This window comes from Chitinophaga cymbidii, from assembly GCF_007992715.1.
Classification (GTDB): Bacteria; Bacteroidota; Bacteroidia; order Chitinophagales; family Chitinophagaceae; genus Chitinophaga; species Chitinophaga cymbidii.
This window is the reverse complement of sequence record NZ_BKAU01000002.1, coordinates 1,073,848-1,096,981: the sequence shown is the minus strand read 5'-3', so window position 1 is coordinate 1,096,981 and position 23,134 is coordinate 1,073,848. Positions and strand designations below refer to the sequence as shown.

Annotated in this window: 26 protein-coding genes; 6 read left to right on the top strand and 20 right to left on the bottom strand. The window is 51.5% G+C overall.

Annotated features, from left to right (window positions below; genetic code table 11):
* Positions 1–24 precede the first annotated feature (24 nt).
* The 8 genes from CCY01nite_RS15605 to CCY01nite_RS15570 all read right to left on the bottom strand — a co-directional run bounded on the left by CCY01nite_RS15605 (position 25) and on the right by CCY01nite_RS15570 (position 8,336).
* Positions 25–753, bottom strand: a complete 729-nt coding sequence (locus CCY01nite_RS15605) for a head GIN domain-containing protein (RefSeq protein WP_146863538.1) — start codon at positions 751–753, stop codon at positions 25–27.
* A 30-nt stretch (positions 754–783) separates the two neighbouring features.
* Positions 784–1,866, bottom strand: coding sequence for a hypothetical protein (locus CCY01nite_RS15600; RefSeq protein WP_146863535.1), 1,083 nt, complete (start codon positions 1,864–1,866; stop codon positions 784–786).
* Complete coding sequence (locus CCY01nite_RS15595) at positions 1,856–2,389, bottom strand: hypothetical protein (RefSeq protein WP_146863532.1); 534 nt, start codon at positions 2,387–2,389, stop codon at positions 1,856–1,858. Before CCY01nite_RS15595 ends, CCY01nite_RS15600 begins: the two co-directional genes overlap by 11 nt.
* The gene (locus CCY01nite_RS15590; protein WP_186831082.1) at positions 2,386–2,919 is read right to left on the bottom strand and encodes an RNA polymerase sigma factor; all 534 of its coding nucleotides are present in this window, start codon (positions 2,917–2,919) and stop codon (positions 2,386–2,388) included. Before CCY01nite_RS15590 ends, CCY01nite_RS15595 begins: the two co-directional genes overlap by 4 nt.
* A 172-nt stretch (positions 2,920–3,091) precedes the next feature.
* A complete protein-coding gene (locus CCY01nite_RS15585; RefSeq protein ID WP_146863526.1) occupies positions 3,092–5,560 on the bottom strand; it encodes a TonB-dependent receptor in 2,469 nt (822 codons plus the stop codon).
* A gap of 451 nt (positions 5,561–6,011) precedes the next feature.
* Positions 6,012–6,446: a hemerythrin domain-containing protein gene (locus tag CCY01nite_RS15580; protein WP_146863523.1), complete on the bottom strand. Its 435-nt coding sequence runs from the start codon at positions 6,444–6,446 to the stop codon at positions 6,012–6,014.
* A 16-nt stretch (positions 6,447–6,462) separates the two neighbouring features.
* Entirely contained in the window at positions 6,463–7,758 is a 1,296-nt protein-coding gene (locus CCY01nite_RS15575) for a prolipoprotein diacylglyceryl transferase (RefSeq protein WP_146863520.1), read from the bottom strand.
* A 164-nt stretch (positions 7,759–7,922) separates the two neighbouring features.
* Positions 7,923–8,336 carry a BrxA/BrxB family bacilliredoxin gene (locus CCY01nite_RS15570; RefSeq protein WP_146863517.1) on the bottom strand — a complete coding sequence of 138 codons (414 nt, stop codon included), beginning with the start codon at positions 8,334–8,336 and terminating at the stop codon, positions 7,923–7,925.
* Between the two features lie 205 nt (positions 8,337–8,541).
* Here CCY01nite_RS15570 and CCY01nite_RS15565 point away from each other — a divergent pair, with 205 nt between their 5' ends.
* Positions 8,542–8,982: an Hsp20/alpha crystallin family protein gene (locus CCY01nite_RS15565; RefSeq protein WP_222614393.1), complete on the top strand. Its 441-nt coding sequence runs from the start codon at positions 8,542–8,544 to the stop codon at positions 8,980–8,982.
* Between the two features lie 139 nt (positions 8,983–9,121).
* On the top strand, positions 9,122–9,958 hold the full coding sequence (locus tag CCY01nite_RS15560; protein WP_146863514.1) for a hypothetical protein: 837 nt from the start codon (positions 9,122–9,124) through the stop codon (positions 9,956–9,958).
* On the opposite strand, the gene CCY01nite_RS15555 is transcribed toward CCY01nite_RS15560, so the two are convergent.
* From CCY01nite_RS15555 to CCY01nite_RS15545, 3 genes are all read right to left on the bottom strand, one after another.
* A complete protein-coding gene (locus CCY01nite_RS15555; RefSeq protein ID WP_146863511.1) occupies positions 9,925–10,398 on the bottom strand; it encodes a nuclear transport factor 2 family protein in 474 nt (157 codons plus the stop codon). The genes CCY01nite_RS15560 and CCY01nite_RS15555 overlap by 34 nt on opposite strands.
* A 613-nt stretch (positions 10,399–11,011) precedes the next feature.
* Complete coding sequence (locus CCY01nite_RS15550; protein ID WP_146863509.1) at positions 11,012–12,409, bottom strand: type III PLP-dependent enzyme domain-containing protein; 1,398 nt, start codon at positions 12,407–12,409, stop codon at positions 11,012–11,014.
* A 293-nt stretch (positions 12,410–12,702) separates the two neighbouring features.
* Entirely contained in the window at positions 12,703–13,332 is a 630-nt protein-coding gene (locus tag CCY01nite_RS15545; protein WP_146863507.1) for a WbqC family protein, read from the bottom strand.
* Between the two features lie 343 nt (positions 13,333–13,675).
* Between CCY01nite_RS15545 and CCY01nite_RS15540 the strand changes: the two genes are divergently transcribed.
* The gene (locus CCY01nite_RS15540) at positions 13,676–14,131 is read left to right on the top strand and encodes an LEA/WHy family protein (RefSeq protein ID WP_146863505.1); all 456 of its coding nucleotides are present in this window, start codon (positions 13,676–13,678) and stop codon (positions 14,129–14,131) included.
* A gap of 100 nt (positions 14,132–14,231) precedes the next feature.
* Here CCY01nite_RS15540 and CCY01nite_RS15535 read toward each other — a convergent pair whose 3' ends face one another.
* Positions 14,232–14,609 (bottom strand): heavy-metal-associated domain-containing protein, encoded by a 378-nt coding sequence (locus CCY01nite_RS15535; protein ID WP_146863503.1) that lies wholly within the window; start codon positions 14,607–14,609, stop codon positions 14,232–14,234.
* A gap of 49 nt (positions 14,610–14,658) precedes the next feature.
* Positions 14,659–15,294 (bottom strand): orotate phosphoribosyltransferase, encoded by a 636-nt coding sequence (pyrE, locus tag CCY01nite_RS15530; protein ID WP_146863501.1) that lies wholly within the window; start codon positions 15,292–15,294, stop codon positions 14,659–14,661.
* Between the two features lie 50 nt (positions 15,295–15,344).
* Between pyrE and CCY01nite_RS15525 the strand changes: the two genes are divergently transcribed.
* Together CCY01nite_RS15525 and CCY01nite_RS15520 are read left to right on the top strand one after the other, a co-directional pair.
* A complete protein-coding gene (locus CCY01nite_RS15525) occupies positions 15,345–15,971 on the top strand; it encodes an NUDIX hydrolase (RefSeq protein ID WP_186831081.1) in 627 nt (208 codons plus the stop codon).
* 3 nt (positions 15,972–15,974) lie between these two features.
* On the top strand, positions 15,975–16,703 hold the full coding sequence (locus tag CCY01nite_RS15520) for a class I SAM-dependent methyltransferase (RefSeq protein ID WP_146863495.1): 729 nt from the start codon (positions 15,975–15,977) through the stop codon (positions 16,701–16,703).
* A 37-nt stretch (positions 16,704–16,740) separates the two neighbouring features.
* On the opposite strand, the gene CCY01nite_RS15515 is transcribed toward CCY01nite_RS15520, so the two are convergent.
* From CCY01nite_RS15515 to CCY01nite_RS15500, 4 genes are read right to left on the bottom strand one after another with little or no spacing between them, the layout of a single operon-like run.
* The gene (locus CCY01nite_RS15515; protein ID WP_146863492.1) at positions 16,741–17,172 is read right to left on the bottom strand and encodes a hotdog fold thioesterase; all 432 of its coding nucleotides are present in this window, start codon (positions 17,170–17,172) and stop codon (positions 16,741–16,743) included.
* 12 nt (positions 17,173–17,184) lie between these two features.
* Positions 17,185–17,664 (bottom strand): pantetheine-phosphate adenylyltransferase, encoded by a 480-nt coding sequence (coaD, locus tag CCY01nite_RS15510; RefSeq protein WP_146863489.1) that lies wholly within the window; start codon positions 17,662–17,664, stop codon positions 17,185–17,187.
* 21 nt (positions 17,665–17,685) lie between these two features.
* A complete protein-coding gene (locus CCY01nite_RS15505) occupies positions 17,686–18,237 on the bottom strand; it encodes an RsmD family RNA methyltransferase (protein ID WP_146863486.1) in 552 nt (183 codons plus the stop codon).
* Positions 18,228–19,124, bottom strand: coding sequence for a DUF3822 family protein (locus CCY01nite_RS15500; RefSeq protein WP_146863483.1), 897 nt, complete (start codon positions 19,122–19,124; stop codon positions 18,228–18,230). The genes CCY01nite_RS15505 and CCY01nite_RS15500 overlap by 10 nt, the downstream gene beginning before the upstream one ends.
* A 53-nt stretch (positions 19,125–19,177) precedes the next feature.
* Here CCY01nite_RS15500 and CCY01nite_RS15495 point away from each other — a divergent pair, with 53 nt between their 5' ends.
* Complete coding sequence (locus CCY01nite_RS15495; protein ID WP_146863481.1) at positions 19,178–20,512, top strand: MATE family efflux transporter; 1,335 nt, start codon at positions 19,178–19,180, stop codon at positions 20,510–20,512.
* An 85-nt stretch (positions 20,513–20,597) separates the two neighbouring features.
* Here CCY01nite_RS15495 and CCY01nite_RS15490 read toward each other — a convergent pair whose 3' ends face one another.
* The 3 genes from CCY01nite_RS15490 to trxB all read right to left on the bottom strand — a co-directional run bounded on the left by CCY01nite_RS15490 (position 20,598) and on the right by trxB (position 23,101).
* On the bottom strand, positions 20,598–21,353 hold the full coding sequence (locus CCY01nite_RS15490; protein ID WP_146863478.1) for a tetratricopeptide repeat protein: 756 nt from the start codon (positions 21,351–21,353) through the stop codon (positions 20,598–20,600).
* A gap of 98 nt (positions 21,354–21,451) precedes the next feature.
* Complete coding sequence (gene folB / locus CCY01nite_RS15485) at positions 21,452–21,802, bottom strand: dihydroneopterin aldolase (protein WP_146863475.1); 351 nt, start codon at positions 21,800–21,802, stop codon at positions 21,452–21,454.
* 348 nt (positions 21,803–22,150) lie between these two features.
* Entirely contained in the window at positions 22,151–23,101 is a 951-nt protein-coding gene (trxB, locus tag CCY01nite_RS15480) for a thioredoxin-disulfide reductase (protein ID WP_146863472.1), read from the bottom strand.
* Positions 23,102–23,134 lie beyond the last annotated feature (33 nt).

Sequence of the window (23,134 nt, the reverse complement as noted above, 5' to 3'; positions counted from 1 at the left end):
CGCTGTACTGCCCCGTCAATATTTTTATTCCTTCACGATCTTCCCCTGCCCGGAAACCGACTGCTCCACACTCGACGGCGAACCGCGGTATTTCACCTTGCCGCTCCCGGATATGGCGACTTCCAGCTTTCCGTTAGCCTGCACATGCGCGTTGCCGTTACCCGAGATGGCTATTTCCACATCCCTCGATTTGAGGTCCGCAGCCGCGATATCCGCGGAGCCGGAAATAGCGATCTCCGATTTATCGGCCCGGCCATTCAGCTTTACCTTTCCATCGCCGGAAACGTTCACTTCCAGCTTGTTGTAGTCCAGGCTCAATTCAGCCAGTGACTTGCCGCTCAGCGAGATCTCGAGGTCATCGCCCTTGATGGAACCTTCGCTGAAGAAGTTGGAACTGCCGCTGGCGGCAATGGCATCCAGCTTCACCACCGTGATACGTACCACCACATCTTTTGTGGGGCGGATATTGTATCCCCTTTTTGTGCCAATGCCCAGCTCGTCCCCGTCGATCTTCGTTTCAATGTAAGGCAGCAAATTTTCTTCTGCTTCCACTGTGACCTCCTGCCTGCTGCCCTGGCTAACGTACACTTTGTATTGTCCCGATACGGCGATCTCGTCGAAGGGCCTGCCGGCATCGCGGGTTTCCTTTTTTACACCACCGCTGCCGGTGATCTTCTGCTGCGCCTGTACTCCTGCTGTTGCCAATATACAAGCGGACAACAGCAGGGGCATCATACATGCTTTCACTTTCATAAACTGTCGGATTTAGAATGGTTTTTTGAATTAATCTCCTCCCAATTTTACATCGCAATAAGCCCCATCAATTTTGATAAGCGCGGATGCGTCTGTAGCATTGGTAGTTATGGCGGAAAAGGAGAGGTTTTGATTTTTCTGTTCTTTCTTCACGTTCTTCCACTCAAAGTCATTGGTACGCAGGTTGCCGTACCGCAGGGAAGCGCTCACGCGGAAAGCGGTATTCCTGTCTATCCCGAATTGAAAATCGGAATACTTGCCGCTGATGGTGAGGCCCTTGAATGAAGGCAGCACCTTCCCTACTTTCACACCCGAATAAGTGGTGGAAAACACTCCTCTTTCTTTCAATTTTTCCGCTTTCACATTGGTGTAATTTCCATTCAGGTTGATGGTGTTGATGGTGGTAATTTTATAATCGTCGTAATTACAATTGAGGCGCAGTTCTTCTATGTTCCCGATCACGTAGTTGCAGTTGTTGGAATTGATCTGCAGGTTGTCTACATTCTCACAGCGCAGGTTGGAATAGTTGGCGTTCACCTGCAGGTCTGCGGCATTGCCGATCCTGGCCTTATCGGTATAGTTCATATTTACTTTCAGCAGATGGCCGGCGCTGCCGATATCCAGGAAGCCGTAGTTGATCGCGATATCGGACACACGGAAGGGCAGCTCATGCGCGAGTATGTCGCCGAAGTTATTGCGGAGCACCATTGCGCCGAGGCTCGGCGGCACGGAGATCACATAATTCACGTTCACATACTCTTTGGAATCCCGTCTTCCCCCACCCCAGAGCCATGAACCGCCGGCGGGATTATATTTTGTTTCCAGCCTTACCTGGCCGCCGGGCGCGGATTCTTTTATTTCCACCATTTCGGCCATCTTCTTCGCCTGCTCATCATTCTTCCCATATCCTACGATCTCGATGTCTGCCTTGCATTCCGGTTTGTCCCATATCTTGATGACGATCTTGCCGTATTTATTATTTACTTCCACTTTTGAACCGGGGTTCACCTTGAATGCCTTAGTGAGATGGATCCTGAACTCCTGGTCCCCTTTCCCGGCAAATACAGCGAGCGGGCAAAGCAAAAGCAGCAGTATGGTAGATTTAGAGAACATCTTTTTTATTTGAAGGTGTGACAATTTCATCGTTGTATTTTTCGTGTTCGGAGAGTATTCTGTCCAGCAGTTCCAGCTTCATCTGGTAGTAGCGGATCATGGCGGCGCGGATCCTTTCATTTCCCGGGTTGTTCTGCAATTCCCTTTCCAGCAGTTTGTAGGTATCGTTCCGGATCTCCAGCTCCCGGCGGGTGGTGCTGTCCAGCCCCAGCTCTTCCGGCGGCAGCGCCTTTAGCTCGTCCAGCTTCTGCTCGATCTGCGTAGTATAATATCCCTGCATTTCCGCTATTTCCGGCAGTACGACGCCGGCGTCTTTCTTCGCGTTCATTTTCAGCAGGATGCCGGCGTTGGCGATCAGTGCAACGAGTATGGCGGCCTTCCACCAGTGACGCGCGAGCATGCGCACCACCGTGGGACGTTGGCGTACCGGCAGCTCTTTTTCGAGGGCGGCCCAGACGCGCGGCCCCGGCCCTTCTTCTTCAAATTCGCTGCGATGCTGCTGTATGAAATCTTCCAGTTTCATTGCTTTATTTTTAGTTTCACGAGCTGCCGCACTTTTTCCTTGGCGCGCATGAACTGTGTTTTAACGGTCGATTCGGTGATCCCTAACAGGGCGGCTATTTCCCGGTGCGAATATTCCTCAAAGATGTAGAGGTTCAGCACGGTGCGGTACCCGTCCGGCAGCTCGCGGATGGCCTCTTTTACCATAGACACCGTGAGCGCGTGCGCTTCTTCATCCACTTCCGTTTCAACGGCTGCCTCCATCTCTCCCACTTCCTCCCAGCTGACCTTCTTTTTACGCAAATAGCTAAGGCAGTGATTGACCACGATGCGCTTGATCCAGGCGGTGAGGCTGCTGTCTGATTCCAGCTTTTCCAGGTTTTTGAACACCTGCACAAATGCCTCCTGCAGCACATCTTCGGCATCGCTGGAATGCCCCGTCATCCGCAGGCAGATGTTGTACATCGCCCTGGAATACGCCTCGTACAACTCATGGAAAGCCCGAACGTCGCCCTTGCGGCAGCGTACCACGATTTGATCTGTTACAGGCATTTTTTCCAAGGTCTCTGGTAATAAGCTCATATTAAAGACGGTGGTTCAGGAAAAGGGTTGCACGGGGAACGGGAATTTTTTCCGAAAATACGAAAAACAGAACGCAGCCCACGAGGGACTGCGTTCCTTCCATCCTTATATACCTAAAACATGATTAGGTACGCTGTTGATACTACTTCACCCGGTTCAGCTCGTCTTCCAGCCCGGTCTTGCGGTTGCGGGCCTCTTTTACGTTGGAGTTGCCGAAGCGGTAGGTGAAGGATGCACGGATCTGGCGGCTGTCCCAGCGGGTGCCCAGACTCACGTCCCGGTTGGCGGTGCTGTACTCGCCGCGGAAGCGTTGGGTATTGAAAACGTCGTTCACATTCAGCTTCACGGTGCCTTTCTTCTTCAACACCTGCTGGGAAAAGCCGATGTTGAAAGCGTACATGCTTTTCATTTTGAACAGTCCTTCGTCGGATATCTGCGGGGATACGTAGAAGAAGGATGCCTCGGCGGAGAGGGTCTTGCTCAAAGTAAAAGTATGCTGCGTCTGGCCGTAGAAGCCGCCGGAAGAGCGTTTGATCTGCTCTCCGCTCACCACCGTTTCAAACGCATTGTAGAAAACGGAAAGGTTGGTGAAGCTGTTCCACCATTTGGTGACGGGAACAGGCGCGGAGATGTTCAGGTTGACGTTGTCCCTTTTGGCGACGTTCATGTATTTATAGACGAGCACGGTGGTGTCTCCGGTCTTGGGGTCTACCCCCGGTTCCAGGATGCGGGACAGCATATCGTTGGTATGGCTGTACCCGATGGCCGTGTTCAGGAATGATTTGAAGGTGTGCCGCAGCTCAAAGTTGCTGGAAAACTGTGGCCGAAGGTTCGGGTTGCCGCCGGCCTTCGTATACCGGTCCAGGAAAAACTCGAAGGGGTTCAGGTTGTTGTAGTTCGGGCGCTGCAGCCGGCGGCTGTAGGACACTCCCCACTGATGATCGGTGCTGGCCTGGTAGCTGAGGAACACGCTCGGGAAAAAGTTCAGGTAGCTGGTGTCGTTCACCTGCTGCAAGGTAATGGAGTTGCCTTTCACGTTCGTCTGCTCCGCGCGCAGGCCGGCTTGTACGCCCAGCTTTTTGAACTGCCGGCTGTAGTTGATATACGCGGCGTTCACGTTTTCCTCGTAGATGAAATAGTTCGAGCGGTTGATGTCGTACTCCCATTGCGCCAGCTTGAGCGAATCGAACCGGGAATTGTTGTCCGAATTCACAAAGCTCAGCTTGATGCCTGCTTCCAGCTTCGCTTCTTTTTTCAGGGGATGCGTGTAATCGATCTTCACGGTTTTGATGTCGATGATGGAAGGCTGCAGGCTGCGGGTGGTATCTCCGCGGTAATATTGCTTGCCGCCGCCGTCCATGTAAGCGGAATACAGGAGGTTGTTGCGCTTGTCCACGTTGCGGGAGTAGTCCAGGTCAATGTTCAGCTCCTTGCCCGTAGTGTCCAGCCGGCCTTTGTAGTTCAGGTTCCAGGACTGCCGGTCCCACTTGGAACGGTTGTCTGTCTTCGTTTTCAGGCTGGAATCGATCGCCTCGCCGTTGCCGATCCAGGTCATGCTGTTGCCTTTCCCCGTCCAGTCGCCGAGCGATACATTCGCCATCACCCCGATCGTGTGGTTTTTGTTGATGAAATAATCCAGGCCGGCTTTGGCGCCGTGGTAATTGGATTTTTTGTCCAGGTAAGAATTCTGATCAAATACCATCCGGCCGCTCTCTTCCATGTTATCGCGGTAAATGTCCAGGTTCTCGAAGTTCCCGTTGTAATTGTAATTATAGGAACCGTACACGTTGATGTGCTCATTGCGGTGGTTGACGCTGACGCCCGTGTTGAGCTTGGGCAGCTTGCCCTGTCCCCCTCCGATATTCACGCTGCCGTTGGTACCGTAGGTGCTGTTCTTTTTCAGCTTGATGTTGATAATCCCGGCGTTGCCTGCTGCATCATATTTGGCGGAAGGATTGGCGATAAGCTCTATCTGGTCTACGTTAGAGCTTGGCATGTTTTTTAGCAGCAGAGCAACGTCCTGGGCTGACATGTTCGTGGGTTTGCCGTCGATCATAATGATCACACCGTTCTTGCCACGCATGGATATATTGTCGTCTTTATCTACCTGTACGCCGGGGGATTGCTGCAGCACTTCCATGGCGGTGCCTCCTGCGGCCACCACGCTGTTTTCCACGTTCACGACCATTTTGTCTGCTTTCTGCTCGATGAAGGGGCGTTTGGCGGTCACGTTCACTTCTTTCAGGTTGCGGGTGTCTTCTGACAGCACGAGGGCAGGCACTTTCACCGGGGCGCCGTTCACGGTGAAGGGTACACTAAAGGTTTTTTTCATGCCCATGTTTACGGCGGCTACGAGGTACCGGCCACCGGGGATGCCTTCAAACTCATATTTGCCTTCCACGCTGGCGATAGCCCCTTTCACCAGGGAGGAGTCTTTTACCCGCAGCAGGGTGATGGTGGCAAATTCCACCGGTTTTTTATCTGTACGGACGACCGTACCACTGATTCTTCCCTTTTGGGTTTGCTGGCCGTTGGGGGCCTGCGCCTGAGCCATGTTGTTTATACTAATCAGTAAAACGCTCAGGGTCAACAATTTGATGATCTTTTTCATATAAGGCGGATGTAGATTTAGATACTTGGCGATGCTTTTTCAATTCCTATAGTTCCTTTCTTAACTGTAGTTCCTTTCTTAAACAACTACAATGCAAAAGTAGGTATTATGCTTTACATAGTACATAAGTTTACACAAATGGTCATATTCTGGTGACGATTGGTAAAAACCTGTTTTAATGATTCGGGTAAAACGGGGATGTACGATATAGCCGGTTATAAGGAAGACGAAGGGAAAGGGGGTTTGTTACAAAGGGGAAGCTGAAATGGGGATGAGCGGGCGGAAACCGGGATGCTGCGGGCGGATTTAGATGCCCGGATGCGATGCACCGTTATCTTACGGAGAAAGGCGTTGCCGTAAAAGCGCCCTTTATAACGGGATACGGATTTAAAGCGGTCACATTGAGCGATCCGGATGGGTATGGGTTATGGTTCCACTGGCCGGCGGACAATCAGGGGTGATTATCGAAGCTGATGTTCGCGATCACGTCCGGCAGCATCTCCTGTAACTTTTCAAACACCACTCTTTCCTCTTTCCGGATGTGCGCTTCCAGGCTGCAGGCGATGTTATGCATGCCTTCCACCAGGTCCGCGTGGTCTACCAGCGCGCTGTACATGCCGGAAATGATGCGGTGTTCCTCCAGCAGCTCGTCCAGCAGCACATCTATTTCGGGATGATGCCCGCGGCACACCTCAAACAGATGGTCTTCCTTCTGAATATGCGGCACCATAATTTCCTGGAATACTTTTACGATGTAGGCCAGCTTGGATTGCGCATCCAGCGGGAACCCCTCGTAAGGGGCTGCGTCCTTTTTCAGATACCTGCAAACGAACAGCAGGCTTTTATGCTCATGCGATAGTGGAATCAGATTGGGATGACGCTGCATATATTAATGATGTGCGCTAGGCGGTTTTAAGCGGATTCGTTTTACGGGCGTACCAGATCAGCAGCGCCCCTCCTATCACGAGGCCGGTAGCGATGATCTCGGCCTGCGTGGGATGAAAGCCAAAGATGTCGTATTTCGTATTGACCCTGATCTTTTCCACGAAGAAACGTTCAATGCCGTTCAATATAAGATAGATACCGAAGATCACGCCGGGCGTGGTCACCTTTTTGCGGATCGCCATCAGTACAACGAAGAACAGTCCGCAGACAATGATCTCGTATAACGGTGTCGGGAACACGCCAACGGGCAGGGCGCTGCAATATTCATGATCGCAGTTCTGCAGCTGGATGCCGTCGTTCACCACGTTATGCGGATAGCTGTATGCAAAGAAGAAATCGGGCATGAAGCTGAGGGAAGCGGGCTTCTCGAAGCTGCGGTGCGGTACATTTTCGAGACTGCCGAACTGCCGCACGAAGTATGCGGAATCCCGGTGCAGTATCTCCTGATATTGCGCCGGCGAGATCTTCACCACTTTGCCGGTGGGATCGGTGCCATATGCGCTGTTATTGATACCCCAGTCCCCGTCGCCGGAAAACTGGCAGCCCATGCGGCCGATCGCGTAAGCCAGCATGAGGGCGGGCGCGGCGCTATCTACCAAGTGTTTCCAGTTGATCTTCTTTTTGCTGGCGTAGCGGATGATCACATATGCCGCTACGATCAGGCCACCGTAAAAGGTGAGGCCGCTGGCGGAGAAAAGAGAGCCCCAGGGATCTCTTACGAACTCGCCCCAGTTCTCGAGGTTGTGAAATATTTTGGCGCCGATCAGCCCGGCTACCGCGGCCTGTATGGTAAAGTCCGGCACCCGCTGGTGCGGCATTACCAGCACTTCCTCTTCCTTCGGTTTGGCCAGCGCTGTCTTTTTCTTTGAGCTGTATTTCCAGTAAGCCATCGCGGCAGCGCCTAATATGCCACCGATCAAGCTTCCCTGCGCGGATAATATATAATCACGCAGATCTCCCCCGCTGTTGCCACCAAGACCGGGAATCAATCCTATCAATTTAAAACCGAGGATAAATCCGATCACGGCGCTAACGGTCATGTCTCCCACCGATGCCGGCTGCCCGACCATTACCTTTTCCTTCACTCCCTGCAACAGGCCAAGCCGTTCCCGGCGCCGCAGCTCCGAGGTCAGCACATAAGCAGCGGCCAGGAAAGCAACGGCCACAAAGAAGCCGAACGTCTGCAATATCTTAAAAACCGGTATTTCGATCCCGAAGAGATCTTTGAACGCGTAGTATAAATTAGGATACATAGACAAAAAAAATGGTGATCTGAGTTTTCCTATGAACAAAGCCGAATTATATCAAAAGGAAAATCAAACCACCAAGTTACATTTCAAATGTGAATAATCAATTATGAATTACGTTTTGTCAATAATTAACTTTTGCGTAATCCGGATGATCCTCACATTCGGTCTCAACAGTACTCGTCAAATGCAGCCAGCAAATTGGTTGCAATCAGTTGTGCCGAGCGTCCTTCGATCATATGACGCTCTATAAAATGAACGAGCTGTCCATCTTTAAATAATGCAATGGCCGGGGAAGACGGCGGATAAGGCATCAGGTGCGTGCGGATCTGTTTCACCGCATCCGTATCAAAACCGGCAAAGCTGGTCGTCAGCCTGTCCGGCTTCTTCTCGCTGGTGGCAACGGCCATCAGCACACCGGGACGGGCAGTACCGGCCGAGCATCCGCATACGGAATTGATCATCACCAGGGTAGTGCCTTTCTGAGCCAGCACTTCATCTACTTTGGAGGGGCTCAGCAGCTCCTCAAAACCATTATCTGTAAGTTCTGCCTTCATAGGCATCACGAGTTCCGCAGGGTACATAATCTATGTTTTTTGCAAAGTTAAACAATATATTGATATTCTTCAATAAATTAAGAAAATGACATTATGTCTTTATAAGTTGTTTTATTACGACAAATTGTCTTTAAAATCAGGCTTTTTAGCAGCTTTCCGGCATTGGTATCTCCTTTGATCTATACCGGGCGTAACCGAAAAAAATGGTTTAACACTAAAAATAATAATGACTATGACACTCGTGAAATTCAATCATCAGCCTGCAAAGACCCTTGGTGGCATCATGGACGATATTTTTTCCAACAAATTCCTGAACAGGGATTTCATTACATCGGATTTCTTCGGCAGCCATGCGCCGGTGAACATCCGCGAAACCAAAGATGCGTATGCCCTTGAGGTAGTAGCGCCGGGCTTTGAGAAAGCCGACTTCTCCATCAACCTGGAAGGTCCCACACTGACCATCAAGGCGGAGAAAAAGGCCGAACAGAAAGAAGAAAATGAAAAACACATTCGCCGCGAGTTCAGCTTCCGCTCCTTCTCCCGCTCCTTCAAGCTGGATGAAAGCGTAGACGCTGAAAAGATCAACGCGAAATACGAAAATGGCGTCCTCAGGCTGACCCTGCCTAAAAAAGAAGAAAAAAAGGACACCGTTAAAGATATTACAGTTGCATAAGGGTTAGGAATAGTAAGTACAAGAGCCGCTCTCTCCAGAGCGGCTTTTTTTATGCCGCTCCCCCCGGAAATTTACCACTAACGTTGAATAGGCGGGTTGACAGATGGTATTACCTTGCCGGTACTTATAATGCTCCCCAATGATACCTGTGCTTAAAAGCATACGGAACCTGGCCAATGATCTCTATGGAAATACCGAATTAACGGTAACGGGCACACTTTTATCCAGAACGCCGGACCCGCTGGAACGCGCCCGCATTAAGATGCTGTTCGACTTCATCTTCTTCTACAGCCTGCTGCTGATACCGGTGATCATGCTGCTGATGTACGGGCAGGACTATACGAATCTCACTATCCATACCGGCTTCCTCGCCATTTTTGTGCTTTGCGCCGGGATGATGATGGCTGGCAACGGCACCGCGGTGGTGGGCGTGGTGGCAGCGCTCAACACGCTGGTGATGCCCATGTTCTCTTCCTTTACGAATGATCTGGACGTGTCCCTCTTATATGCTATTCCCTGGATGATGGCCTGCCTGCTGGGGTATTTCGTGGCGGGCATGCGCACGGCGGTGGCTTTGGGCGTTATCCTCTTCCTCTACCTGGGGCTGGTGGCGTTCATCAAGATCCGGCACATACCGGTTTTCCTGGCCACCTCGTATTCGGCGCCGGACAAGTATATGGCCACTCCCTTTATCATGGCGGGCTACCTGCTGGTCTGCCTCCGCGTATGGGGCCACTATTACCGCAACCTCGCCAGGCAGGAGCAGCTGCATACGTTGGAAAAGCAGCAGCAGCACTCCGCGCTGGTAGCGCAGAACCTCACCAAACAGTTCCTGCTGGTAAAGGGCCTCTCCCGCTCCGGCAAGAGTGAATACAAAGATGGGAATATTGAGTTGCTGGATGCCTGCTTCTCCGAGATCGAGAAACAATGCGATACCGCCATTCATTTCCTGGACGGCAGCAAGCCGGAGGAATAGCGCGTATCTACGAGATAAATGATCTTCCAGCCGGAGGCCGATTTCATCAGCTGAAACGAGTTGACCCCGCAATGCGAGAATTTTTCGTTGAGGTAAAACCGGTAGGGCGTCCACACGCTTGCCAGGGCCCCGTCCACCATGATCCGCTCAAAAGTGATCCGCTCATCCCACACGTCCGTGTGAGGCGCGCCCACCGCCCGGAGAAACTGCTGCAGGGAGCCGGTGACCAGTACCGGAGCACCCTCCTGCTTGCCCGAAATGGTCTGCAAAATGGCATTATCCGCGAACACAGCCTTTACCATCGCGCTATCACCATTTTTCATCCCCTCAAACAGTTTGTTAATGGCGCTCTTAACAAATTCCTCCTCTGAAGACTGTGCCCACACTGGACTTGAACATATGACTAATAATAGCAACGGGATTACATAACGCTGTTTCATAATATCAAAAATAAGTATATGAATACATCAGCCGCCGGCGGATCATATTAAAAGATACAACTAATTGGTATTTGCAATCGATGCAGGTGCAACTATTTTTGTGCTGTGCGATTTAGTTGCGGCCGTTCGTGATATGAAACCTTGAAGCAGACAGCACACCGCACCACACCGAAGAACGGCCAGATGGCGAACAGGGCACTTGCAGCCTTTAATGACAGGACAGGATAGGATATATTATACAGACCAGACTGCGAACTTTCAGCACGGACCTACAAACAAATTACGAGCGGGCTTCCACCCGATGAGAGCAAGGTTGATGGCCACCGTTGAGCCGCCGCCGTGAGGCATTTCTTTTTATTCCATACCATAAGTTTTCCTGAACGTTCCTTTTTATAACTATACCATGAGTGTTCGTTATTCCTTACATATGAAATATGTCCCGTTTTACACTATGCCTTGAAATCGTTTATCCCTTACTATGAATGTTGGATCGATCTATCCTATGAAATTATGGGCTTCCTGACAAGGGGGCCTGTTTTTTTTAGCGCCTTATTGAAAAAAGAAACCCCTCGGAGAACCGAGGGGTTTTTAAGTGGATTACTAACCCATTATTTTAATAACCCAAAATCTTGAGCATGCTCTGGGAGGTTTGCTCCTTCGCATATAACCAGTCTTTTAATTGTCCATTTTTGTCGTAGCCTACAATCACGTGTTTGGGCGACGGGATTAGGCAGTGTTTGATACCGCCGTAGCCGCTCAGCTGATCCTGGTAGGCGCCGGTATGGAAGAACCCGATATACAGCGGTTCCCCGTTCGTCAGTTTGGGAAGGAACACAGCGTTGATGTGCTCTTCCGAGGTGTAGAAGTCGTACCCGTCACAGGTCAGCCCGCCAAGATGCACCTCCTGGTATTCCTGGTCCCATTTATTAATAGGCAGCATGAGGAACTTCTCCCCGATGCCCCAGGTGTCCGGCAAAGTCGTAATAAAAGAACTATCGATCATGTACCAGCTTTCGCGGTCGTTCTGCATCTTTTCACCCAGCACGCTGTAGATCACCGCACCGCTCTCTCCCACTGTAAAGGAACCGAACTCGGTATAGATGTCCGGCACGGGTACCTTGTTCTTTTTACAAACACTCTTGATGTTGGCCACGATCTCGTTTACGATGTAAGCGTAATCGTAGTCGAACCCGAGGGAGTGCTTGATCGGGAAGCCGCCGCCGAGGTTGATGCTCTCCAGTTCCGGACAGATCTTCTTCAGCTGGCAATAAAGGTTCAGCACTTTGTTGAACTGGCTCCAGTAAAAGATATCATCCTTGATCCCCTTGTTCATAAAGAAGTGGAGCATTTTCAGCTCGAACTTCGGATTGCCCTTCAGCTTGTCCACGTAAAACTCGAGGATGTCGCGGGAGGCGATGCCCAAACGGGACGTATAAAAATCAAATGTCGGTTCCTCTTCTGCCGCGATGCGGATACCCAGCTTCACCGGTTCTTTGGATCGGACGAACTTTGCGTAGTCGTCCAGTTCCAGTTTATTGTCCAGCACCGGGAGCACATTGGTGAACCCGCTGTTGATCAGCTTGGCGATGCTCCGGGTATAAGTCTTGGTCTTATAACCGTTGCAGATCACGAACGTGTCTTTGGTGATCTTCTTGCGCTCGTACAGCTTGTTGATGATATCTATATCATAAGCGAAAGAAGTTTCAATGTGCACGTCGTGCTTCAGGGTCTCCTCCATGATAAAGGAGAAGTGTGAACTCTTGGTACAGTAACAATAATAATACTTGCCGTCGTACCTGTTCTTTTTGATCGCGTCCTGGAACATTTTCTTCGCCCTGTTGATCTGCATCCCGATCTTGGGAAGGAACGTCAGCTTGAAGGGTGTTCCGTACTTGTCAATTAATGCCCGGATATCCAATCCATTAAACTCCAGGTTGTTATCCTTCACTTCGAAGCCATCCTGTGGAAACTCGAAGGTTTGGTTAACGAGATCCGTGTAGGTGTTGTTCATTTAACGCTGTGAATGATTGTTAAGGATTAAACAATAAAACTTAAACCACATTTAAATGAGCTGGAAACTTCTGGTTTATACACCTACGTAAGTCGTTTCACCAGCAAAATTGGATGCAAATCTACTATTTTGTTCGAATGGAATTCCAAAAATCTTCCATCTTTTTTATGAAAGGGGAAAATGTGATACTATAAATTGATTATTAATTATTTATATCGATGAAATTACAATTAAAATATCAACAAAGAGCCGGTTTTATGCCGGCTCCTCTTTCTTTTACAATGCGTTCATTATCATTTCAATAGTTCCGAAGCCCGTTTTCCTTCACAGAAAATCAGGTCGAGGATGCTCAGGCCGGGCACAAACCCGGTGCGTTCCCCGAAAACCTGGGTGTACTGCGGCAGCTCCCCCGCACTTTTACCCGGCGCCAAAACATCCCGCAGATCCTGTATCCCCTCCGCCGGGTCATACGATTTCCGGAAACTCTCCGTATAGCTTACCGGCTTCTCCAGGCCAAGGACCGTTTCCGCCCATTCAAAGCAGGCCATGTTCCAGTCCAGCAGAAAATCGAATTTCCGCTCATACAGATCAGCCAGGCCGTCTTCAAAATATTCGAACCAGGGGGAGCGGCGGTAAGCCGAAGTCAAAGTCTTCCAGTGAAGGGCCTGCCATTTTTCTTCATGACTGATCCGGACGTCCTTCATGATCGTCCGCTGATTTTTTCCTTTCGTCAACGGAACGCTCAACAAGATCACTCCATTCGGTCCCGCAATGTAACACCGGTTCCTGTAACTCACCTTTTGGTAGTGTTCATATCGCTCAATCTTTAATATGTCGACCTCAATTAAAGTTTTATAAAATGAAATCGGCGGAAAATATTGAGATTCAATTAATAATGTTTTGAATTTCGACTGCTCTGTCATATAGTCACGATTAGAAATTAAAAGGTGTAAAATCCATTGTTTTTGCCCTCCTCAAATTAAATGTTAAGCATCAGTTATAACAACGTAATTTATTGGAAAACAGTTCATAGAATTTAATTAAATATGCTATCTACTTTAGCAAAATGTCATTTTAAGCTGAAATTTAAAAGTCAACAAAAATACTAAAGTTATTAGTTGAAAAAATGATTGATTTTGGGCTCATTTTACTTAAAGTAAAATTTTAAATAGGGAAGTTCTCTCCGACCCTTCGGAGCGATCAAATCTTAACGTCTTGTTAGAACATAGTTTCGTAGGTTTGGAGAAATTTCATTATCCGCCGTTCATGAAAAGGATTCAACAGTCAATTTTAGTGTTCCTCATTTGGGGAGTGGTCAGCGCTTGCGGGAACGTAAAAGACCTGGAATTTGTCCGGGTAGCCAGCGTTAATTTCGATCAGCTTGGCTTTTCCAAAAGCATCGTAAAAATGGAGCTCGCCTATTTCAACCCCAATAATTTTTCCCTCCGGCTTAAAGACGCCGAATTCGATCTTTTCCTGGACGACACCAAAGTGGGGCATTCCCTGCAGGACACGATGATCGATATCCCGGCGAAGGATACTTTCTATTTCCCGGTAAAACTGGAGGTGGATATGGGGAATGTTTTCCGGAATGTGCTCGGCGCGCTGACCAATAAAGAAGTGACCATCAAGGCCGCCGGAAATTGTAAAGTGGGCAAAAAGGGCGTATTTCTGCCCTTCCCGATCAAGTGCGAGACCCGCCAGAAAATCGACTTTTTTTGATTTTTGTGCGCGGTGTAAAGGGGATCTGGTAACGGCAAAAAAAAAGGGCCGGCCAGGAATCTGGTCAGCCCCCTCAGGCACAAAGCCCTGAAAATATCTTCTAGCCTTTCTTCTTCGGTTCCGGCCCTCCGCCGTCTTCCGGTTTCTTGCAGCACTTCGGCAATTCTTTGTAAGAATCCTCATTCGCCGTCACATCGTCCGCATCATATCCCGCATTGGCGATGCCGGTCTTAATGTTCTCCACATTGGTGCGGTCAGTATAGTATTTAACCGTCGCCACCTTTTTCTTGTAATCCACCAGCATGGATTTCACCCCTTCTTCCTGGTAGAAATAACGTTCGATCCTTTCTTTGCACATTTTACACTGCACGGTAGGAACGCTGATCTTGGCGGTCGCCAGGGTCCCTTTTTTCACCTGTGCCATCGCCGCTCCTGCCCCGCAAAGCAACAGCACCAGCACTAATTTGATTGTACGCATAGCATGATATATTTTATACAATATACGAAAATAATGAATATATCGATCCTTACTTCCCCCAAACGTCCGGCGCACTCCGCCAGTTCTGCAAAGTCTCCTGGTCATCAGCGGATACCAGGCCCTTTTCAACCGCCAGTTCGATCATGGCGCTGTAATTGCTGAGGGACTTGAACGGCACCCCCGCGCTTTCGAACGCTTTGGCGGCCACATCAAATCCATAGGTAAAGATCGACACCATGCCCATCACCTCGCCGCCTGCGGCGCGGATGGCCGCCACCGCTTCCAGGCTGCTTTTGCCGGTAGAGATCAGGTCTTCTATCACCACCACCGGCTGGCCCGGCTGCAATACGCCCTCTATCTGGTTGCCCATACCATGCTCTTTAGGCTTGGAGCGCACATAAATAAATGGTAATTTCAACTGATCGGCCACCAGGGCGCCGTGGGGAATGCCCGCAGTTGCCACGCCGGCGATCACCGCCGCATCCGGGAAAGTCTCGAATACCGTGTTGCACAATTCCGATTTGATGTAATCACGAACATATGGAAAAGACAAAACCGTACGGTTATCGCAATAAATGGGTGATTTCCAGCCGGAAGCCCAGGAAAAGGGCTTTGCCGGGCTAAGCTTGATCGCCTGGATCTGAAGCAGCTTCTCTGCTACCTGTTTTTCGCTGACATTGTTCATAACGGCGCAAAAGTACGAATTTGAATGCAGGGATGGATTATTTTTGCCGGATGGAAACACCCGTCAATATATATATCAACGAAAGGCCGCTGGTGATCGCGGATGAACATGCCTCCCTGCCCACGGAATATCATAACGCCCCTGTATACAGGGCGCCCGATGAAAAGGAGATCAGCCGGATAATAGACCAGCTGGAAAAGAATGAACTGGCAAATGCTGTGTTTCTTGACGCCGACCCCGTATCTTTATTCAACCGGGTAAAAGCGCACTTTACGGTGTTTGAAGCGGCGGGCGGACTGATCAGCAATCCTGCGGAAGAAGTGCTGCTGATGTTCAGACGGGGTAAATGGGACCTGCCGAAGGGGAAGCTGGACGAAGGGGAAACCCTCGAAGCCTGCGCCCTGCGGGAAGTACAGGAAGAAACAGGACTGCATAACATCAGCCTCGACGGAAAGATCACCGAAACCTTCCACTACTATCCCTGGAAGAACAAGAAGGTGCTGAAGCACAGCCATTGGTACCGCATGCGGTTCACCGGAACTGAATTGACCATACCACAGATAGAAGAAGACATCATGGATATTCAATGGATACGCCCCGAAAACCTGGGCAAATACATGCAATATTCCTATCAAAACATCATCGATGTGCTTCTCAAAGCTGGCTATAAACTATGACCTATGAATGCTCAAGCCCACTATGACAACCACCTGGCCGCGTTTTATGCCTGGATGACCGGCAATTTCGACACCAAACAGCAGGAACAGGAAGCCTATTTCTCCAACAAGCACATCACGCCCACCGGCAGTGCCGTAGCCATCGATCTCGGCGCCGGACACGGATTGCAGACCATTTCACTGGCTAACCTCGGCTTTACCGTGTATGCGGTGGACTTCAACCAGCACCTGCTCTCCGAGCTGAATGCCCGCGCCAAAGGCATGACCGTGCGCACCATCCTCGCCAACATCGCCAACGCGGCGCAGTACACTATGAACGCCGAACTGATCACCTGCATGGGCGATACGCTCACGCACCTGGAAAGCGTGCAGCAGGTGAACACGCTGCTCGGGGAATGGAACAGCATCCTGCCGGAAGGCGGCAAGCTCGTGCTTTCTTTCCGCGACCTCACACAGGAACTGGAAAAAGAAGAGCGCTTCATTCCCGTCCGCGCCGAAGACGAACGCATCCATACCTGCTTCCTGGAATATTTTCCGGGATTTGTACGGGTGTTTGATATGTTGATGGAAAAGCAGAACGGGCAATGGATCCAGAAAGTGAGCAGCTATCAGAAGCTGCGGCTCGGCATCGAGCAGGTGAAGATCATGCTGTCCGCCGCGGGTTTTGTGGTGCAGGACCATGAGGTGATACAGCGGATGCATTACCTGGTGGCAGTGAAACGGAAAGATTAAGCGGGGCAGGCTCCCCGGGGCCATGCAAGCCGGCCAATCACCGCTTCGGCAATACCGCCACCGTCAAACGGCTGACGCAGACCAGCTTCTCATGATCATCACAAATGCGGATGTCCCACACATGCGTGGTGCCGCCGATGTGCAAAGGCTTTGCCACCGCATGCACATACCCTTCCCGTACGCCGCGCACGTGGTTGGCATTGATCTCCAATCCCACGCATATTTGCTTTGCCGGATCGATGATCAACGCGGACGCCACGCTGCCCACGGTTTCCGCCAGCGCCGCGGAAGCGCCGCCGTGTAATAACCCGTACGGCTGTACGGTGCGGTGGTCCACCGGCATCATCGCCCGCAGGTAATCCGGGCCGATCTCCGTAAACTCCATGCCCAGGTAGGCGCCCATCGTGTTTTGCGCGTTCTCGTTGAGGTGATCGAGGGAAATATCAAGGGAGAACCAGACAGGTTTCATGTTGATGATTTTTTAAGGCTTCTTGTTTTGAATGGCCTTTGCCACCGGCTCCGGCAGGAACTGCGCGGCATCGCCACCGTGACGGATCACATCGCGCACCAGCGTGGAGGCGATGGTGGAATATTCCGGCGAACAGGTCAGAAAGATGGTTTCCACTTCGTGCTCCATCTTCCGGTTGATGTCCGCAATTGCTTTTTCATATTCAAAATCACTCACATAACGGATACCGCGCAGGATAAAACGCGCATTCACCGCTTTGCAAAAGTTGACGGTCAGCCCTTCATATGAAGCTACCCGGATCTTCGGCTCATGCCTGTAGATCTCCTGAATCCACTCCACACGCTGCTCCACACTGAACATCGGCACTTTCGTGGCATTGATCCCTATGCCGATGATCAGCTCGTCGAACAGCGGCAGCGCACGGTCGATAATATCGGTATGGCCGAGCGTAACAGGATCGAAAGTACCGGGAAATAAGCAAATACGTTGCATGCTGATGATATTATGGCCGGGCTATTTTTTAAGTTCTTCCCGGTTGATGAATATGGAAAAAATGGTGGTGCCGTAGTTCCGCTCGGTGCGGTAGTAGCTGAACTGCTTGTAGTTGTTGCGCGGCGTATGTTCCAGCACGAACCAGCCTTCGGGCTTCAGCAGCTGCTTTTCGAACACCAGCTTCGGCAGCTCGTCGATATTCCCGAGCGCGTATGGCGGTCCCGCGAAAATGAAGTCGAACTGCTCGTTGCATTGCTGCAGGAATCTGAACACGTCCATCCGCACCAGCTTCAGCGGGATGTTCAGCATGGCGGCGGTTTTGCTGATGAAATCCGCCATGGCGGTATCCTTCTCCACGATGGTCTGATCGGTGGCGCCGCGGGACGCCAGCTCATAGCTGATGCTGCCCGTGCCCCCGAATATGTCCAGCGTTTTCAGGGAAGCTATGTCGAGATTATTTTCGATGATGTTGAAGAGGCCGCCTTTGGCAATGTCCGTAGTGGGACGGGTATGCGGCATGTTCGCGGGCGGGCTGATGCGCCTTCCGCTCATCTCTCCTCCTATTATACGCATAAGGCCAACGCATAAAGATTGTGAAAATGATGGGCGGGCACATCGTTCATCTTCGCGATGTATAAAAAGTTATGCGGCTTCTTTACCCAGTCCAGCCGCGGCAGGAAGCGGTTCAGCTCCTGGTATACCTGTGAGTCGTGCGTGAGGGCGCCGCCCAGTTTGATCTTTGCCTGCTGCTCGTTCAGGCCCAGCTGGCGCAGGGAGTTGACGATATAATATACTATGTCGAGCCCGCTGCGGTAGGCGAACTGCTGCTGCAGCAGGAGCTTTCCCGCGGCATAGATGGTCAGTGCAAAATGCTGCGGCTGTATTTCTATGAACACCACGCCGTCCGAGAACTGCACATCATTATCCTGCCGGTACGATTTCAGCAATGCGGTGTAGGCATGCACCACGCGGTCGGAGGAGAACTCCTTGCGCAGGAAGCCCAGTATGTCCTTGTCGGTCGCGAACACATGCACCATGCCCAGGTCCGGAAGATGGTCCGCCAGCACGGCTTCCTGCATTTTTTCCAGGTGCGCCGCGTGCAGGAAATCCTTTTTCAGCTGCGACTGGTACAGCGATTCGGGCACCAGGGTGCTGTCCGGCGAATCAAAAGCCAGCAGCACATCCTTGAAAGCCGTGAACAGCAGCTTGTCCGCATCAAAGATCTGCTCGATCATTTCCAGGTCCGCCACCGCAAGGGTGCGGGGCTGGTAGCTGTAGCTCTTCAGGGCCAGGAACCTCCGGGTAACAGGCGACAGCACGGCATAACTGAATGTACCGCTGCCTATCAGTACCAGCAGAGTGCAGGTAGTGAGGTCCGTTTCCAGCAAAGAGGCATCGTCTATCGCGTATGTCGGTTGTATCGTGTAAGCCACGGGCATGCGTTTCTGATTGTAAAGCACAATAATAATCAAATTTGGGCAAAGGGTGTATTTTTGCCCCGCCGGAAAACAATATGCAAGTCAACTTATCGAACAGGCAGGTCTTCTCCATTGCGGGGCCTATCTGCCTGGCGCTCATACTGCCGCAGGTCAATCACATGACGAACGCCGCCTTTCTCGGGCATCTCGGGGAATTCCCCTTTGCCGTGAACGGCATTGCCGGTATCTATTACCTGGTCATGTACATGATCGCGCATGGACTGAACAACGGCCTGCAGGTACTGTTCGCGCGGCGCGCCGGTGAGCTGAACTACACGGGGATGGGCCGGTATTTTTCCAACGGCATCGTGCTGGCGCTGGTGTTCTCCTCTTTTGCCGTAACGGCCACCAGCCTTTTTGTGCCCGCTTTCTTCGGACGTACCCTGCATGATCCCGCCATCCGCGAGGCCGCCGCTGCGTTTATGCGTATCCGTATCTGGGGATTGCCTTTTTTGATGCTGATGGGCTTGTGCAACGCGCTGTACATCGGCACCAGCCATACGCGGCTGCTGGTCATTACCTCGTTGTTCCAGGAAGTGCTGAATATTGTGCTGGATTATGGATTGATATTCGGGAAGATGGGGCTGCCGCAACTGGGACTGAACGGCGCGGCCTATGCCTCCGTGATGGCCGAGATCACCGGCTGCGCCGTGGCCTTCGCCATGATCTTCGGGTTGAAATTCCATCGTACCTATCACCTGTTCGCCCGCCTGAAGCCGGACTGGGCGGCAATCCGCAACATCCTCACCATTTCGGCGCCGCTGATCGTGCAGTTCCTGTTCAGCATCGGCAGCTGGCTGATATTCTTCATTTTTATAGAACACCTTGGGCAAAGACCGCTGGCCATTTCCAATATGATGCGCAGCATTTTCGGGCTGTTCGGCATTTTCACCTGGGCGCTGGCCGCTACCTGTAATACGATGGTAAGTAATCTGATCGGGCAGGGGAAAGAAGAAGACGTGCTGAAGATGGTGAGGAAGATAGCCGGTTTCGCCATCATCTGCGCAATGGGCGTGAGCCTGCTGATCAATCTCTTCCCGTATCAGCTGCTGCGCATTTACACGGCAGACCTGACGATGATCACGGAAGCTATTCCCTCCATCCGCGTGTGTACGCTTGTTACCTTGCTGTCCGCCGTCACCGCCATCGTTTTCAACGGGGTGACCGGCACTGGCAATACGCGCATCAACCTCGCGATCGAATTTGCCGCCGTGGCGATATACCTTGTTTACTGTGTGATCGTGATCGAACGCTGGCGCAGCCCGCTGCACTGGGCCTGGGGCGCGGAGTTCGTGTACTGGACCACCATGTGCCTGCTGGCGTTGTGGTACCTAAGAAGCGGCAAGTGGAAAGGGAAGGTGATCAATTAAAGGAGAATGCCCGGCCACTGCTGAAAGCAGCATCTGATGCTCCATTACAAACAGGCCGTTTATTTACGGCGCACATGCGCCCACCTCACTGCATATCTTCCAGCATCTTTTTACACTCCGCCTTGATCCCCGGATCATCCTGGTAGATCGGGCGCAGCCGCATCACCTTGTTCAGCACCTCGAATGCCTGTGTTTCCTGGTTGTTCTCCCGGTAAACTTTTGCGAGATCGTAGTAATTGAGGATATAGGAGGGTTTCAGCTTCCTGCATTTTTCATAGTCCGCGATCGCCGCTTCAATGCTGCCGGGCGGCACGCCGCCGAACAATACTTTGGCCGCGGCTTTTTCAAGCGTGCTGAGGTTGGACAACTCATAATTCCACCGGCCCAGCAGGTGATACACCTCCCCATATTCCGGGTTGAACTTCAGCGCAAGGTCCGCATACTTCTTCACCTCCTTGAAGGCCGCTACTTTCTCTTTGGCCCCGGAGATCAGCGCGATGTGATTCAGGGCAACGGCCATCGCGTAGTTGGCAACGGCGTTCTCAGGTTCCACCTTCAGCGCTTCGTAGGCAAATATCTTCGCTTCGTTAAAATATTCCTGTTTGGCGGCTTTGTCTTTTTGCCGCTGGCCTTCGCGCGAGCAAATAAGGCTGGACTGGCTTTGCGCCACCGCATGACCGGGAGATACCTGCAGCACTTCCTTGTATTTATTCAGCGCCTCGACCTCTTTCATTTGTTTTTCAAGCTGCTGCGCCTGCGCGACCAGTTCATCTACAGTCTGCGCCCGGGTGGACAAAGTTGCCCAGCAGCAAAAGGCAAGAAGGATGGTTTTCTTAAGCATAGGATGATAAATTTTTAATGGGTAAACCAAATTTAAGGTTTAATCATTGCAAAATGAATATAATATGCAGAAAATCTTTATCTATTATATAAGTGGTATCAATATTCCTTCTCCAGGCTGACCACGGAGCAGGCCACATCCCCTCCGAGCGGAGGCGCCTGTTTTTTCAGCGTCACGCTGGAACGGCGGACAGCGGGGAAAGCGGATTTGATCTGAACGGAGATGTCGTGCACCACCTTTTCCAGCAGTGGCTGCGGCGTTTGCATGACCTGGCGGGCGATCGCGTGGAGCACTTCGTAGTTGACGGATTCGCTGAGCGATTCCGGATCTTCCGGCTCGGGGATGCTCACCCGGATGTCCAGCACAAAATGATTTCCGATGATCTGCTCTTCCTGATACAGGCCGTGGTAGGCGTAGAATTGCAGCCCTTCCAATGCAATTGTGAGCATAGTCTGAAGATTAAAAAAAGGTCTGCCTGCGGCAAACCGGTGAGTAATGTGACGAGCGGCGTGGCCAGTCCATTGCTGCCGAACGTGTTGACAGCAATCCGTAAACGCGGCATCATGATCTGCTACTGAAAGCAGTTGGCCCTGTTGGCCGTTACCAGCTTCTCTCTCCTCATGCTATCATTCATTGGATCACCGCTGTTGAAAGCAGTTGGCCTATGGCCGTTACCAGCTCCTCTCCTTATGCTATCATTGGATCACCCTTGTTCAAAGCAGTCTGCCGTACCTGGCTTCCCTCCTCCTGTGGCGGCTATTAAAACAGCCCGCTGCCGCTGGCAGCGGGCGTCATTATTATTGATGCTCTTTGGCAGAAAGGTAACGCTCCGCATCCAGCGCCGCGATACAACCGCTGCCGGCTGCTGTTACGGCCTGGCGGTAGATCTTGTCCTGCACGTCGCCGCAGGCGAATACGCCTTCCACGCTGGTACGGCTGCTGCCGGGGATGGTTTTGATATATCCCTGCTCATCCATGTCCAGTTTGCCTTTGAAGATATCGGAGTTCGGCTGGTGGCCGATGGCTACGAAGAACGCGCTAACGGGAATGTCTTTTTCCTCCCCGCTTTCGGTATTCCTGATGCGTACGCCGTCCACTTTGTTCTCGCCAAGCACTTCCACGGTTTCCGTGTTCCAGTACACCATAATATTGGTGGTCTTCAGCACACGGTCCTGCATGATCTTGGACGCCCTCATTTCATGACGGCGCACCAGCATATGCACGTTGGAGCAGATCTTGGAAAGATAGATCGCTTCTTCTGCGGCCGTATCTCCCGCACCCACGATCGCGGCTTCCTTTCCGCGGAAGAAGAACCCGTCGCACACCGCGCAGGCGGAAACGCCGCTGCCGTTGAGACGCTGCTCGGAAGGGAGGCCCAGCCATTTGGCGGAGGCGCCGGTGGCGATGATGATCGCGTCGGCGGTGATCGTCTTTTCTTCGTCTATCGTTACTTTATAAGGTTGCGAGCTGAAGTCCACCGCGGTGGCCATGCCATAGCGGATGTCCGCCCCCATGCGGCTGGCCTGCTTTTCGAAGTCCACCATCATTTCCGGTCCCTGGATGCCTTCGGGATAGCCGGGATAGTTCTCAACTTCTGTGGTGATCGTCAACTGCCCGCCGGGCTGGATGCCCTGGTACAGTACTGGTTTAAGATTGGCGCGGGCTGCATAGATCGCCGCGGTATAGCCTGCCGGTCCTGATCCGATGATCAATACATGTACATGCTCTTGAGATGTGTTGTTTTCCATGCTGTTGTTAGCTGTTGTTGGTTTTGATTTTGT

What these genes read in the sequence shown, in the direction of transcription:
- CCY01nite_RS15560 (WP_146863514.1), top strand. Translation starts at nt 9,122, where the DNA reads ATGATACCTGTGCTTAAAAGCATACGGAACCTGGCCAATGATCTCTAT.
- CCY01nite_RS15605 (WP_146863538.1), bottom strand. Translation starts at nt 753, where the DNA reads ATGAAAGTGAAAGCATGTATGATGCCCCTGCTGTTGTCCGCTTGTATA.
- CCY01nite_RS15595 (WP_146863532.1), bottom strand. Translation starts at nt 2,389, where the DNA reads ATGAAACTGGAAGATTTCATACAGCAGCATCGCAGCGAATTTGAAGAA.
- trxB (WP_146863472.1), bottom strand. Translation starts at nt 23,101, where the DNA reads ATGGAAAACAACACATCTCAAGAGCATGTACATGTATTGATCATCGGA.
- CCY01nite_RS15590 (WP_186831082.1), bottom strand. Translation starts at nt 2,919, where the DNA reads ATGCCTGTAACAGATCAAATCGTGGTACGCTGCCGCAAGGGCGACGTT.
- folB (WP_146863475.1), bottom strand. Translation starts at nt 21,802, where the DNA reads ATGCTCACAATTGCATTGGAAGGGCTGCAATTCTACGCCTACCACGGC.
- CCY01nite_RS15600 (WP_146863535.1), bottom strand. Translation starts at nt 1,866, where the DNA reads ATGTTCTCTAAATCTACCATACTGCTGCTTTTGCTTTGCCCGCTCGCT.
- pyrE (WP_146863501.1), bottom strand. Translation starts at nt 15,294, where the DNA reads ATGAACAATGTCAGCGAAAAACAGGTAGCAGAGAAGCTGCTTCAGATC.
- CCY01nite_RS15525 (WP_186831081.1), top strand. Translation starts at nt 15,345, where the DNA reads ATGGAAACACCCGTCAATATATATATCAACGAAAGGCCGCTGGTGATC.
- CCY01nite_RS15585 (WP_146863526.1), bottom strand. Translation starts at nt 5,560, where the DNA reads ATGAAAAAGATCATCAAATTGTTGACCCTGAGCGTTTTACTGATTAGT.
- CCY01nite_RS15545 (WP_146863507.1), bottom strand. Translation starts at nt 13,332, where the DNA reads ATGACAGAGCAGTCGAAATTCAAAACATTATTAATTGAATCTCAATAT.
- CCY01nite_RS15505 (WP_146863486.1), bottom strand. Translation starts at nt 18,237, where the DNA reads ATGCGTATAATAGGAGGAGAGATGAGCGGAAGGCGCATCAGCCCGCCC.
- CCY01nite_RS15575 (WP_146863520.1), bottom strand. Translation starts at nt 7,758, where the DNA reads ATGTATCCTAATTTATACTACGCGTTCAAAGATCTCTTCGGGATCGAA.
- CCY01nite_RS15555 (WP_146863511.1), bottom strand. Translation starts at nt 10,398, where the DNA reads ATGAAACAGCGTTATGTAATCCCGTTGCTATTATTAGTCATATGTTCA.
- coaD (WP_146863489.1), bottom strand. Translation starts at nt 17,664, where the DNA reads ATGCAACGTATTTGCTTATTTCCCGGTACTTTCGATCCTGTTACGCTC.
- CCY01nite_RS15490 (WP_146863478.1), bottom strand. Translation starts at nt 21,353, where the DNA reads ATGCTTAAGAAAACCATCCTTCTTGCCTTTTGCTGCTGGGCAACTTTG.
- CCY01nite_RS15570 (WP_146863517.1), bottom strand. Translation starts at nt 8,336, where the DNA reads ATGTACCCTGCGGAACTCGTGATGCCTATGAAGGCAGAACTTACAGAT.
- CCY01nite_RS15565 (WP_222614393.1), top strand. Translation starts at nt 8,542, where the DNA reads ATGACACTCGTGAAATTCAATCATCAGCCTGCAAAGACCCTTGGTGGC.
- CCY01nite_RS15535 (WP_146863503.1), bottom strand. Translation starts at nt 14,609, where the DNA reads ATGCGTACAATCAAATTAGTGCTGGTGCTGTTGCTTTGCGGGGCAGGA.
- CCY01nite_RS15515 (WP_146863492.1), bottom strand. Translation starts at nt 17,172, where the DNA reads ATGAAACCTGTCTGGTTCTCCCTTGATATTTCCCTCGATCACCTCAAC.
- CCY01nite_RS15550 (WP_146863509.1), bottom strand. Translation starts at nt 12,409, where the DNA reads ATGAACAACACCTACACGGATCTCGTTAACCAAACCTTCGAGTTTCCA.
- CCY01nite_RS15495 (WP_146863481.1), top strand. Translation starts at nt 19,178, where the DNA reads ATGCAAGTCAACTTATCGAACAGGCAGGTCTTCTCCATTGCGGGGCCT.
- CCY01nite_RS15520 (WP_146863495.1), top strand. Translation starts at nt 15,975, where the DNA reads ATGAATGCTCAAGCCCACTATGACAACCACCTGGCCGCGTTTTATGCC.
- CCY01nite_RS15580 (WP_146863523.1), bottom strand. Translation starts at nt 6,446, where the DNA reads ATGCAGCGTCATCCCAATCTGATTCCACTATCGCATGAGCATAAAAGC.
- CCY01nite_RS15540 (WP_146863505.1), top strand. Translation starts at nt 13,676, where the DNA reads ATGAAAAGGATTCAACAGTCAATTTTAGTGTTCCTCATTTGGGGAGTG.